10 protein-coding genes are annotated in these 12960 nt (G+C 61.8%); 5 read left to right on the top strand and 5 right to left on the bottom strand.

Features of this window, described 5'->3' with window-relative positions; translation table 11 throughout:
* Window positions 1-168 precede the first annotated feature (168 nt).
* A complete protein-coding gene (locus tag JAB6_RS23140) occupies window positions 169-717 on the top strand; it encodes a thymidine kinase (RefSeq protein WP_034755172.1) in 549 nt (182 codons plus the stop codon).
* A 1-nt stretch (window position 718) separates the two neighbouring features.
* Here the strand turns inward: JAB6_RS23140 and JAB6_RS23145 are convergent, their stop codons facing one another.
* Together JAB6_RS23145 and JAB6_RS23150 are read right to left on the bottom strand one after the other, a co-directional pair.
* Window positions 719-991: a DUF2007 domain-containing protein gene (locus tag JAB6_RS23145; protein ID WP_034755175.1), complete on the bottom strand. Its 273-nt coding sequence runs from the start codon at window positions 989-991 to the stop codon at window positions 719-721.
* 51 nt (window positions 992-1042) lie between these two features.
* The gene (locus JAB6_RS23150) at window positions 1043-3013 is read right to left on the bottom strand and encodes a methyl-accepting chemotaxis protein (protein ID WP_070304878.1); all 1971 of its coding nucleotides are present in this window, start codon (window positions 3011-3013) and stop codon (window positions 1043-1045) included.
* Between the two features lie 519 nt (window positions 3014-3532).
* On the opposite strand from JAB6_RS23150, the gene JAB6_RS23155 reads away from it, so the two are divergent.
* On the top strand, window positions 3533-5803 hold the full coding sequence (locus JAB6_RS23155; RefSeq protein WP_034755182.1) for a carboxy terminal-processing peptidase: 2271 nt from the start codon (window positions 3533-3535) through the stop codon (window positions 5801-5803).
* A gap of 199 nt (window positions 5804-6002) precedes the next feature.
* Here JAB6_RS23155 and JAB6_RS23160 read toward each other — a convergent pair whose 3' ends face one another.
* Window positions 6003-6929: a LysR family transcriptional regulator gene (locus JAB6_RS23160; RefSeq protein WP_070304879.1), complete on the bottom strand. Its 927-nt coding sequence runs from the start codon at window positions 6927-6929 to the stop codon at window positions 6003-6005.
* A gap of 119 nt (window positions 6930-7048) precedes the next feature.
* Here JAB6_RS23160 and JAB6_RS23165 point away from each other — a divergent pair, with 119 nt between their 5' ends.
* Window positions 7049-8263: an MFS transporter gene (locus tag JAB6_RS23165; protein ID WP_070304880.1), complete on the top strand. Its 1215-nt coding sequence runs from the start codon at window positions 7049-7051 to the stop codon at window positions 8261-8263.
* A gap of 164 nt (window positions 8264-8427) precedes the next feature.
* Here JAB6_RS23165 and JAB6_RS23170 read toward each other — a convergent pair whose 3' ends face one another.
* Complete coding sequence (locus JAB6_RS23170) at window positions 8428-9081, bottom strand: pentapeptide repeat-containing protein (protein ID WP_070304881.1); 654 nt, start codon at window positions 9079-9081, stop codon at window positions 8428-8430.
* Between the two features lie 339 nt (window positions 9082-9420).
* Between JAB6_RS23170 and alaC the strand changes: the two genes are divergently transcribed.
* A complete protein-coding gene (alaC, locus tag JAB6_RS23175) occupies window positions 9421-10638 on the top strand; it encodes an alanine transaminase (protein ID WP_034755193.1) in 1218 nt (405 codons plus the stop codon).
* Window positions 10639-11000: 362 nt separating this feature from the next.
* Window positions 11001-11804: an alpha/beta fold hydrolase gene (locus JAB6_RS23180; protein ID WP_070304882.1), complete on the top strand. Its 804-nt coding sequence runs from the start codon at window positions 11001-11003 to the stop codon at window positions 11802-11804.
* Window positions 11805-11962: 158 nt separating this feature from the next.
* Here JAB6_RS23180 and JAB6_RS23185 read toward each other — a convergent pair whose 3' ends face one another.
* On the bottom strand, window positions 11963-12931 hold the full coding sequence (locus tag JAB6_RS23185) for an IS1595 family transposase (protein ID WP_070304884.1): 969 nt from the start codon (window positions 12929-12931) through the stop codon (window positions 11963-11965).
* Between the last annotated feature and the right edge of the window lie 29 nt (window positions 12932-12960).

Consider the following 12960-nt stretch of genomic DNA (forward strand, 5'->3'; position numbering starts at 1 on the left):
TCGCATATCGGCGGCAAGGTTCGCGATGCGAGTATGCGCCGTTTTTTGCCCGCTTGCCGCGCCAATGGCGCGACTATTAAGCTGCCGCAAGCGCGCCATTGCGATTTATAATCACGCCTCGAAAAGATACTAAATAGTATTGAAATTACTCAGACAGGGCAGGCGGCAGTGGCAAAACTTTATTTCCGGTATTCCGCGATGAACGCGGGCAAGTCGACGGCCTTGTTGCAGGTCGCGCACAACTATGAAGAGCAGGGCCAGCAGGTGCGCCTGTACACGGCCGCCATCGACAGCCGCTACGGCGTGGGCCGGGTCACCTCGCGCCTGGGCCCGCAGCGCCAGGTCGATATCTTCCATGCCGACACGAATTTCCTCGACGATATTCCCCAGGTCGCCTGTTTGCTGGTGGACGAGGCGCAATTTCTCAGCACGGCCCAGGTGCAGCAGCTGCACCAGTTGGCGCAAGTGAAGGGCGTGCCCGTCATCTGCTACGGCTTGCGCACGGATTTCAAGGGCGAACCGTTCCCCGGCTCGGCCTATCTGCTGGCGCTGGCCGACGATATCGAGGAATTGAAGAATATTTGTACTTGCGGCAAGAAGGCCACGATGAACATCCGCGTGGACGAGCAGGGCCGCCGCATCAAGGAAGGCGAGCAGATCAGTATTGGCGGCAACGAAAGTTACCGCCAGGCGTGCGGGCGCTGTTTCTACTCGTAAATTAATCAGCGACGGGCGCACCCACGTCGGCATCATCCGACAGCGCCAGGTCGCCCCGCTCGAAGGCTGCCAAGATGTCATTGGCGCGCGCCACGTCGTGTTCGCGCACCATCACGCGGGCGCCGCCGATGGCGGCCGCCAGCAGCATGTCGGCCTGCATGTGCTGGTCGTCCGTCAGCAGCACGTCGATGCCGGCCGCTGCCAGGCAGCCGCGGATGACGTGCGCATCCGTGGGGATCATCAGCCGGGCAATCAAAACATAGTCGTCGTGCATGGTCTCTCCTAGGGAGGTGGATTCTTCCCCATCTTAGCACCCGGATTGCACTTACAGCTTGAACACGCTCACCACCTGGTTCAGCTCCTGCGCCTGCTCCTGCAAGGCGTCGGCGGCCGCGGCCGCTTCTTCCACGAGGGCCGCGTTCTGCTGGGTCACCTGGTCCATCTGGGCGATGGCCTGGTTGACTTGCTCGATGCCGCTGCGCTGCTCTTCGCTGGCCTGGGCGATTTCGGCCATGATGGTGCTCACTTGCTGCACGCTGGCCACGACGGTGTCCATGGTGGCGCTGGCCTGGCTCACTTGGGCGTGGCCCAGGTCCACCGTGCTGGCCGACGCCTGGATCAGGTCCTTGATGTCTTTTGCCGCTGCCGTCGAGCGCTGCGCCAGGGTGCGCACCTCGGTGGCGACGACGGCAAAGCCGCGTCCCTGCTCGCCGGCCCTGGCCGCTTCCACGGCCGCGTTCAAGGCGAGGATATTCGTCTGGAAGGCAATGCCGTCGATGACGCCGATGATGTCGGCGATCTTGCTTGACGAGCTGCGGATGGCGTCCATGGTGCTGGCCACCTGCGCCACGGCCGCGCCGCCCGTCGCCGCCAGGCTGGACGAGTCGTGCGCCAGCCGGCTTGCCTGCTGGGCGTGATCGACGTTCTGGCGCACGGTGGAACTCAGTTCCTCCATCGAGGCGGCCGTTTCTTCCAGCGAACTGGCTTGCTGTTCCGTGCGGCTCGACAGATCCAGGTTGCCGCTGGCAATTTCACCGGACGCCGTGGCGATTTGCCCGGCGCTGCCGCGCACGTTGCCGACCACTTGCGACAGGTTGTCGCTGATGCGGTTCATGGCCAGCAGCAGGCGGCCGATTTCATCCAGGCTGCTGGTGTCGAGGTGCACCGTCAGGTCGCCGGCGGCGATTTGCGCGGCGGCCGTTTCGGCGGCGGCCAGCGGGCGCGACACGAGAGTGCGCACGAGCCAGTACAGCAGCAGGGCGAAGACGAGCAGGGCGATGAAGCCGGAAACGGCCAGTTGGTTGCGCATCTGGCGCGCTTCGGCCGTGATCTCGTCCGTGAACGTGCCGCCCGCGATGATCCATTGCCAATCCTTGAATTGACGGTAATACAGCTGCTTTTCGCGCGCGCTGGCGGCCGTTTCGCCGGGCGCCGTCCACGTGTAGCGCATGGCGCCGTCTTTTTGCGCCAGCATGTCCTGGATGAACAACCGGCCGTCGCTGGCCTTGAAGTCGAGCGCGCTCTTGCCTTCGCTGTTCGGGTGCAGCACCAGGTGGCCGTAATTGGCGCCAGGGGCCGTGTCGACGATATAGATGTAGCCCGTCTGGCCGATCTTGACCTGGCGAATCTTCTCTTTCAGCATGGCCAAATTCTTGCTGATATCGAGGCCGATGAACAGCACGCCCACCACCTTGCCGCCCGCATCGCGCACGGGATCGTATTGCGTGATGTATTGCTTGCCGAACAAGGTGGCCATGCCGACAAAGCGCTGGCCCGCGCGCAGCGGCGCATAGCTGGGGTGGTTGTGGTCGAGCTGGGTGCCGATGGCCCGTTCGCCATCCTGCTTTTTCAGCGAGGTGCTGATGCGCACGAATTCATCGCCATTGGCGGCAAAAATGGTGGCGATCACGCCTGTCTGGGCCGTGTAGCGGTCGACCAGGGCCGTGTCGAGGTTGAGCACCTTGCCGCCGTTGGCCAGCGCGGGCGTGGCCTTGCCAGCGACGGCCACCATGGCGCCCGCGTCGACCGTGAATGGGCCGGGAAATTCGGCCGCGAACAGGCGCGCAAAGCTGGCCGCCTCGTTGACCATGGCCGTGTGGAACACTTGCGTGGTCGTCATGACGCTATTGAGTTCGCTGGTGACGGCCGCTTCGGCGCGCTGTTCCAGCGCAGTCGAGGTGCGGATGCTGATCAAGGTCGTCAGGCTGGCGAGGATCAGGCTGACGAGGGCAAACGTGAACACGGTAATCTTGCCGCCGACACTCCAGTGGCGGGGGGAGAACGAAATTGTAGGCATAGTTTGAGTCTGGCAAAGGGTAATCAGCTCGGCCATTCCTGGTCATGACATGACACGCGGGGAGGGGATCTGGTGGGGATACTGCTGAAACGGAGGCGCGCCGGCTGTGGGAGCCGCGCACGGGTAAGCTGGATTTCAGGGCGCGATGATAGCATGTTGCTTGCCTTTTGTTACTAAGTGTTTCCCGCAGGAATTACTTTTTTGCGTAAAAACATCACCGACATCAAGGATTGCAAAAACGGCCCATTGACTTTTTGGATTCCAATGGCACATCTGGGTCATCTTCGTTGGGGCCGATGTGATTTTTGTCACGAATGTTTCACTTTGTAATGAATGAGACGCCATCCTTAATCCGCGTTTAAGCTTCCGGGAAGAAACTGATATTCCTTGGGAGACTGCCAGGCCGTATCCTGTAGAATAATATGCAGACCAGTCGTGTATTCCCCTTACTGTCTTGCTGGCTGGCGCATGAATAGCTGCGCCGCCTGGAATTGATTCAACTAATTTTCGGAGAAGCCGATGAAGAAGCAAATGATGCTGGTCACCCTGGTGCTTGCCCTGTCAGCCAACGCTGGCGCAGCCCAGACGGACAAGAGCGCCGCTCCTCCGCTACCCATGAAGCCGCTGGCCCAGCAAACGCAGGCCGCCTTGTGGGCATCGCGCGTATTGACGCGCGTCCATTACAAGGCCATGCCGCTCGACGACGCCATGTCCGAGAAAATCTTCGACCGCTATTTCAAGTCCCTGGACGCGGAAAAACTGTTTTTCGTGCAGGCCGACATCGACCGTTTCGCCCCGCTGCGCACCAAGCTCGACGACGCCATCATCAATGAAGACCTGACGTCGCCATTTGCCATCTACAACTTGTACCAGCAGCGTTTCGACGAGCGCATGGCGTATGCGCGTGAATTGTTGAAAACCAAGTTCGACTTTGCCGCCGACGAGAGCTACCAGATCGACCGCGAAAAAGCCGCCTGGCCGAAGAATGACGAGGAAGTGCGCGACCTGTGGCGCAAGCGCGTCAAGAACGACTGGCTGCGTTTGAAACTGGCGGGCAAGGAAGACAAGGCCATCCGCGAAACGCTGGACAAGCGCTATGAAAGCTACACGACCCGTGCGCGCAAGCTCAACAGCGAAGACGTGTTCCAGATTTTCATGAACGCTTACGCCATGTCGATCGAGCCGCATACCAATTACCTGGGTCCGCGCGCGTCGGACAACTTCGACATCGCCATGCGGCTTTCGCTCGAAGGCATCGGCGCCGTGCTGCAGACGCGCGACGAATACACGGTCGTGCGCGAAGTCGTGCCGGGCAGCCCGGCCGGCTTGTCGGGCAAGCTGAAAGTGGGCGACCGCATCGTTGGCGTGGGGCAGGGCGAAAGCGGCCCCATCACCGAAGTGCTGGGCATGCGCATCGACGACGTGGTGCAGCTGATCCGCGGCGCCAAGGATTCCGTCGTGCGCCTCGACATCCTGCCGGCCGACGCCGGCCCCGACGCCAAGCACGTGATCGTGCCGCTGGTGCGCAAGAAAATCAGCATGGAAGAGCAGGCGGCGAAGAAATCGATCATCGAAGTGCGCGACAACGGCGTCAAGCGCCGTATCGGCGTCATTGCCCTGCCGACGTTCTACCAGGACTTCGAAGCGCGCCGCCGTGGCGACAAGGATTTCAAGAGCGCCACGCGCGACGTCAGCCGTTTGCTGGCCGAGTTGAAGAAGGATAAGGTCGACAACGTCCTGATCGACTTGCGCAACAACGGCGGCGGTTCGCTGAACGAAGCCGTCGAACTGACGGGCCTGTTCATCGACAAGGGCCCTGTCGTGATGCAGCGCAATGCCGAAGGCAAGGTCGACGTGGAAAGCGACACCAATACCGGTCTGGCCTGGGATGGCCCGATGGGCGTGCTGATCAACCGCGGCTCCGCCTCGGCGTCCGAAATTTTCGCCGCCGCCGTGCAGGATTACGGCCGTGGCGTCATCATCGGCGAAGGCAGCTTCGGCAAGGGTACGGTACAGACCTTGTTCAACCTCGACCGCTTCGGCGGCAGCGAGAAAGCCCGCTTCGGCGAGCTGAAGATGACCATCGCCCAGTTCTTCCGCATCAATGGCGGTACCACGCAGTTGCGCGGCGTGACTCCCGACATCAAGCTGCCCGCCATGTCGGACACGGAAAACTTCGGCGAATCGAGCTATGACAATGCCCTGCCATGGGTGGCCATCAAGCCGGCGCCGTACATGCCGACGGGCGACCTGAAGGATATCGTGCCGCTGCTGGACAAGAAACATGAAGCGCGCGTGGCCAAGGACAAGGATTTCCAGTACCTGCTCGATGACATCGCTCTCGTCGTCAAGCAGCGCAAGGAAAACCAGATTTCGCTCAATGAGACCGTGCGCCGCAAGGAGCGCGATGCCCAGGAAGCGCGCGCCAAGGCCCGTGAAAAACGCCTGATCGCGCAGATTTCGAATCCTGCCGACGACCTGGTGGTAATTCCCGATCCGAAAGACGTGCTGAAGGGCGCGAAAGCGGCCAACAAGACGGCCAAGCAGATCGCGGCCGTGAAGGGTGCCTTGCGCACCGACGATGGCCTGCAGGGCGACGAGCGTGCGCTGAGTGCCGAGCTGGACGCCGAAACGGCCGCCAAGAGTGCCAAGGACGTGCTGCTGAATGAAGCGGCGCGCATCCTGGCCGACGAAGTGGCGCTGATCAAGGCCGACACCCGTCTGGCGTCCAAGGTCTTGCCGTATGCCGCGGATGTGAAGGCGACGCCGGTGGCGGCGACAGCGAAGTAATGAATGCGGGGTCAGACCCGTCGGGTCTGACCCCAGCTTTTGCTTTGGGGTAAACAGTAGTTATTCGTTTCGCGTATTTCTATCATTCCAACAATCAATTGGATTGATATGCCGCGATGCAGCATAATTCATTCGTCTCCTCTATTCTCCTCCAAGAAAATAGATTCAGCCCGCTCCTTGTAGCGGGCTTTTTTTTTCTTCAGATATTGTGCACGGGCAGTTGTACGTCGGGGTGGGCGGCCAGCAGGGCCGTGATCCAGCCGGCGAACGCCTGCAGCTTGGGCGTGGCCAGGCGGCCTTGCGGCGTCAGCAGTGACATCGGCATCGGCGTCGGCGGGCAGTCGGGCAGCACGGCCACCAGCGCGCCGCTGTCGAGGTGCTGGCGCACCTGGTACATGGCCGCCTGCGCCACACCCAGCCCTTGCAGTGCGCAATCGACGCTGGCATCCGCGTCGTTGACGGCGATGGGGCCGGCCATCTGCACGCGCACCACTTCCTTGCCTTGTTGGAAATCCCAATCGAAGGCGCGTCCCGTGCGGCCCGAATAATGCATGATGCCGCTGTGCTCGGCCAGGTCGGCCAGGGTGTGCGGCGTGCCGTGCCGCGCCAGGTAGGCGGGCGCGGCGCACGTGGCGAAGCGCATCAGGCCGACCTGCTTGCCGATGAAGGCGGAATCCTGCAAGGTGCCCACGCGCAAGGCGCAATCGATGCCTTCCTGCGTCAGGTCGACCAGGCGGTCAGTCAGGCTCAGCTGCAAATGCACGTCCGGATACGCGGCATGAAATTGCGCGATATGGGGAATGATCAGGCGCCGGCCCACGGTATTGGGCAGGTTGATACGCAGCAAGCCGCGCGGTTTTTTCGCGTCGGGACCACGAAACGCCAGTTCCGCCGTATCGACGGCTTTCAGGATGTCGATGCAGTGGCGAAAGTACTCGGCCCCTTCCGGTGTCAGCGACAGGCGGCGCGTCGTGCGCTGCAGCAATTGCGTGCCCAGGTAGGCTTCCAGCTTTTGCAGGGTAGCCGTCAGCGCGGCGCGCGGTAAATTCAATGTTTCGGCCGCCTTGGAAAAACTGTTGGCCTCGACGATGCGCACGAAGGTTTGCATGGCCTTGATCTTGTCCATGGGATAGCTTTCGTCTAATTGTTCATCTTATGTGAAAAGTGTAGGGGGATTATGCCCTAATTATCTTTGCCGCAGTTTTGCCTAGAATGGCAACATCCCTATCGAACCGAGGAAACAACATGAACAAGGCCTCACCGTCTGCTCCCCACGACATTTCACCCGCCATGGTGCTGCTGCTGGCCATCGCTTCCGGCCTGATCGTGGCCAATCTGTACTACGCGCAAACCCTCGTCGGGCCCATCAGCGCCTCGACGGGCTTGTCGGCCAAGGCCGCCGGTCTCATCGTCACTCTGACGCAAGTGGGCTATACCCTGGGCCTGCTGTTTGTCGTGCCCCTGGGCGACTTGCTGGAAAACCGCCGCCTGATCGTCACCGCCTTGCTGGTGACGGCCACGGCCCTCGTGGCGGCGGCTCTCTCGACGGGCGCCATCGTGTTCCTGGCCGCCGCGCTGGCCATCGGGCTCGGTTCCGTGGCGGCGCAAGTGATCGTGCCGTTTGCCGCCCACCTGTCGCAGGAAGCGACGCGCGGCCAGACGGTGGGCAAGGTGGTCAGCGGCTTATTGCTGGGCATCATGCTGGCCCGCCCCGTGGCCTCGCTGGTGGCTGCGCACGCGAGCTGGCACGTGGTGTTTGGCGGTGCCGCCGTGCTGATGGTACTGCTGGCGCTGGTCCTGCGCCGCGCCTTGCCCGTGCGCCAGCCCGTGTCGAGCATGAAATATCCAGCCCTGATGGCTTCGCTGTGGCATCTGCTGCTGGGCACGCCCGTGCTGCGCCGCCGCGCCGCCTATCACGCGGGCTTGTTTGGCGCTTTCAGCCTGTTCTGGACCGTCACGCCGCTGGTGCTGTCCAGCCCCGCGTTCGGCCTGTCGCAAACGGGCATCGCCATCTTTGCCCTGGTGGGCATGGCTGGCGCCGTCGCTTCGCCCATCGCCGGCCGCCTGGCCGATGCGGGCCACACCTTGCTGGCCACGGCCGTTGCGCTGGCGCTGGGCATCGTCGCGTTTGCCTTGCCGATGTTTGCGCCTGAATCGAAACATGTGGCGCTGGGGCTGCTGGTGGTCGCTTCCATCGTGCTCGACATGGGCGTGGCGGCCAATCTGGTGCTGGGTCAGCGCGCCATCTTCAGCCTGGGCGCGGAAGTGCGGGGCCGTCTGAATGGCCTGTATTTCGCGCTGTTCTTCGCCGGCGGCGCGGCCGGCTCGGCCATCGGCGCCTGGGTGTATGCCAGTTACGGCTGGCAGGCAACCTTGCTGACCGGCATGGCGTTTCCGGGCCTGGCCTTGCTGGTGTGGCTGGGAGAATTTTTACCGCAGGCCGCGCGCCGCACGGCTTGAAACCCTGATGGCGCCTCATTATCACTGATGAGTATTTCTATCATCATGAAGATAAAGTAGCGTGATATGCCGCGATGCCGCAAGATGCACTTGTCTCCTCTATCTCCTCCAAGGAAATAGATTCAGCCCGCTTCCGTAGCGGGCTTTTTTTTTGCCTGTTCAGATCAAATCACCACCAGATCGAGCGCGCGCATGAAGTTCGCCGCCTGCGCATGCGTGATGACGGCGCCTTTCAGCAGCGCCGCTTCGCTCAATTTGAAACCGTCGATATCGGCGCCGCGCAAGTCCGCGCCCTGGAACTTCGCCAGTTTGATGGTGGCATTGCGCAGGCTGCCGCCTTCGAAGACGGCGTCGCGAAAGTCGCAGCCGGCCAAGTAGGCATCGGAAAAATCCAGCTGTTTTAATGTCGCCTTGCGGAACGAGAAGCCGCGCAAGTCGGCGCCCACCAGCAGGCTGTCTTCGAAGGTGAGACCCAGGTGGGCCACTTCCTCGAAAGACGCGCCCGTCAGCTTGCAGCCGCGGTAGGTGGCCGAGGCCAGCTTGGCGCGCCGCCATTTCGTGTTGTTCAGGTCGCAGCCTTCGAAACTGGCGTCGACGGCGTCGACGGATTCGAAATCGGCGCTGCCGGCGCGGCAGCGGCGCCAGGTGCTGCGTGCCAGTTTGCTGGCGAACAAGCTGGTGTCGGCAAAGGTGCAGCGCTCGAAGGTGCAGCCTTGCAAATCGAGGCGCGACAGGTCTTCGCCGTCGAACGCGCAATCGATGAAGTGGCGTACCGGCAAGGCCAGTTGCTGTTCCATGCCGGTGCGGTCCAGGGTCATGCCAGTTACTGCGGTGTCGTGTGTTGCCATCCGTCTAATTCCTAAAGTAAAAAACAGGGGAGGGATGGCGCGGCGGGAAAATGCACGAACCAGAACACCTCCCCGGCTGGTGTAACAGTCAGAGGTCAGCGCCGTGGGTCCGCGTGGGCGGGAGCATGCCGGACTGTGCCGGGCACTTACCGGGTTACCAACCGGTGCGCTCATTTTCGATCTGCCTGCATTGTAACGGCTTGACTACACACTTGCCAGTTCTTGCGAAGCCGGGTTAGTATCGTTGCAGGCACACGCATTGTGCCAACGTCGCTCGGACGGATCCGGGCGCTTACGTATAGAGATACCATGACCGACAGCCAAGCTCCGCGCAGCTTTTCGCGCATCAATCGCCTTCCCCCCTACGTTTTCAATATCACCGCCGAACTCAAGATGGCCGCGCGCCGCCGTGGCGAGGACATCATCGACATGTCGATGGGCAATCCCGATGGCGCCACGCCGGCCCACATCGTGGACAAGCTGGTCGAGACGGTGAAACGCCCAGACACGCACGGTTATTCCGCGTCAAAAGGCATCCCCCGCTTGCGCCGCGCCATTGCGCACTGGTACAAGAAGCGCTATGAGGTCGACATCGACCCGGACAGCGAAGCCATCGTCACTATCGGCTCGAAAGAGGGCCTGGCCCACTTAATGCTGGCGACGCTCGACCGTGGCGACACGGTGCTGGTGCCCAATCCCAGCTACCCGATCCACATCTGGGGCGCCGTGATCGCGGGCGCCGATATCCGCTCAGTGCGCATGGGGCCGGGCGTGGACTTCTTTGCTGAACTCGAACGGGCGATCCGCGAAAGCTACCCGAAACCGAAGATGATGGTGCTGGGTTTCCCGTCCAACCCCACGGCGCAATGCGTGGAGCTGGAATTTTTTGAAAGAGTCGTCGCGCTGGCGAAGCAGCACAATATTCTGGTGGTGCATGACCTGGCGTATGCCGACATCACTTTTGATGGCTGGAAGGCGCCGTCCATCATGCAAGTGCCCGGCGCGCGCGACGTGGCCGTCGAGTTTTTCACCATGTCGAAAAGCTACAACATGGCGGGCTGGCGCATCGGCTTCATGGTGGGCAACGCGGAACTGGTGGCGGCCCTGGCGCGCATCAAGAGCTACCACGACTACGGCAGTTTCACGCCCGTGCAAGTGGCGGCCATTGCCGCGCTGGAAGGCGACCAGAGCTGTGTGACGGACATCTGCGCCCAGTACCAGCGCCGCCGCGACGTGCTGGTGAAAGGCTTGCATGAAGCGGGCTGGATGGTGGAGAAACCGAAGGCGTCGATGTATATCTGGGCGCATATCCCGGAAGCGTATCGCCACCTGGGTTCGCTGGAATTTGCCAAGCTGCTGCTGCAAAAGGCCAAGGTCAGTGTGTCGCCCGGCATCGGTTTCGGCGAATATGGCGATGAATACGTGCGCTTCGCCCTGATCGAAAACGAGGCGCGCGTGCGGCAGGCGCTGCGGGGCATCAAGAATATGTTGCGTTCTGGCGACGGGAAAACGGAAGCGGCAGCATAAAAGTTGCCGTGTGGAATGCTTCGTTGCCCCTAATATCACTATCGCGTATTTCTGACATCACGAATATAAAGTGGTTTTATATGCTGCGACGCGGCATCATTCATCTGTCTCCTCTATCTCCTCCAAGGAAATCGATTCAGCCCGCTCCCGCAGCGGGCTTTTTTTTGCGCGTCCCCATCGCCGCTGTCCACCGCCGGCAACACCAGCGGCCCGCCGCCAGATCATAGGGCCAGACCTTGCCCCTGCAAGAAGATCAGGTCGCCGCAAAAGCTGCAAAAATGACATTGTTGAGTGCTAGTATTTCGACTCGCCTGCCGATGCAGGCAGCTCGTCACCACTCTCCAATAATATCGGGAATCATCATGACCTCATTCATCAAGCCATTGTCCATTGCCGCCGTCGTGGGTACCTTGTTCGCCAGCGTCGTTCCTGCCAGCCCGGCTTCGGCGGCGGGCGCCGTCAAGCCCACCATCGTCCTGGTCCATGGCGCGTTTGCCGATGCATCGAGCTGGGACGGCGTCGCCGCCATCCTGCAAAAAGACGGCTACACCGTCATCGGCGCGGCCAATCATCTGCGCAGCGTCAAGAGTGACGCCGATTCCGTGGCCCGCGTCGTCAACAGCGTGCCTGGCTCCGTGGTGCTGGTGGGGCACTCCTACGGCGGTTCGGTGATCAGCGCGGCTGCCCAGGCAGGCGGCAACGTCAAGGCGCTGGTGTACGTGGCGGCTTTTGCTCCCGATGCCGGCGAGACGGCCGCTGGCCTGTCGGGCAAATATCCGGGCGGCACCTTGGGTACGGCCTTGGCCAAGCCCGTACCGCTGGCCGATGGCAGCAACGATCTGTTTATCGACCAGGCCAAGTTCCACGACCAGTTCGCCGCCGATTTGCCGGCGGCCAAGGCGCGCCTGATGGCGGTCGGCCAGCGTCCGATCACGGATGCGGCGCTGAACGAAGCTTCGCCTGCGCCAGGCTGGAAGAGTATCCCGTCCTGGTTTGTCTACGGCAAGGCAGACAAGAATATTCCCGCAGAAGCGCTGGCCTTCATGGCCAAGCGTGCCAACGCGAAGAAAACCGTCGTGATCGACGGCGCTTCCCACGTGGTGATGAGCTCGCATCCGGCGGAAGTGGCCAAGCTGATCGAAGAAGCGGCTGGCAGCGTCAAGTAAGCAACCAGGGCATCACGCCAAGATATTGATGGGGCTTATCTTGCTCATCACAACACATGATTGGCGTGATATGCCGCAATGCGTCAAGATGCATCTGTCTCCTCTACTTCCTCACAGGAATTAGATTCAGCCCGCTCCCGCAGCGGGCTTTTTTTTGGCTATGTCACCGTCAGATGTGGGAATCCTCCCAGCGTTGCTCTCAATAACGTTTCCGGTGAACGGATACGCCTGGCGTCGAGTATCCAGCGCCATCCCAGGTAATTCGGCAGGTAGCGCGTCGCCACACCGTGAAACGGCCCCAGCCATTGCCGCAAACGGCTGTGATACGCATTGACGTTCTGCACGTGGGCAGCGCCCTGTACGCGGATGCCGGCGCGCAAGTTGACGGCCTGGTGGCTGATGCCAGCCTCCCTGGCAAAATCCCGGTAGGCGGCATGGCCATCGGTGACCAGCAGCACGTCCTTGTCGATGACAGGTAACAGGCAATGATGCAACTGCGCCTTGGTCAGCGCCCCTTTGCCCGTGATGAAGTCCAAGGTCTGGCCCGTGCGGTCACGCGCCACCAGAATGCAGACCTGTTCATTGGAAATGCCGCGTTTGTGGGCATGGCCGCCCCGGCGGCGCGCCGGACGCGTCATGTTTCTGGATCCCTTTTCCGATTCCAGCAGATATAACTCGTTGGCCTCGGCAATGCCGTGCAGGCCATGCGGCCGATCCGTCTTTGCCAGCGATAAAAACCGGTGACGCCAGCGAAACGTGGTATTGCGGTGCACGCCCAGTTGTAACGCCGCCTTGCGCACGGAATCCGATGCCAGCAGGCAATCGGCGTAGTCGAGCCACAACGATTTATGGCGCAGGCGGGCCAGCGGCGTGCCCGTCAAGGCATTGAAGGTACGTCCGCAAGGGACGCAACGGTAGCGCTGCAGGCCGTGTGCATGGCCATGCCGGTGCAAGTGCGCCGATTGGCAGGCGGGACAGGCCAATCGCGGCTGCGCCACACTTTCCAGCAGCGCGACGGTCGCGTCGTGTGGAGAGTTGCCACGCAGCAGGGCAATGCCTGCCTGCCGCTGGCGCCGGTTCAACTGCGCAAACTGCGCGATAAAGCTGATCCATTCGGCTGGCTGCATGATCTGCTCCCTGCGTGGTGAGTATGCAG

Origin of the sequence: Janthinobacterium sp. HH104, assembly GCF_001758715.1 — a bacterium.
GTDB classification, from domain to species: Bacteria; Pseudomonadota; Gammaproteobacteria; order Burkholderiales; family Burkholderiaceae_D; genus Janthinobacterium; species Janthinobacterium aestuarii.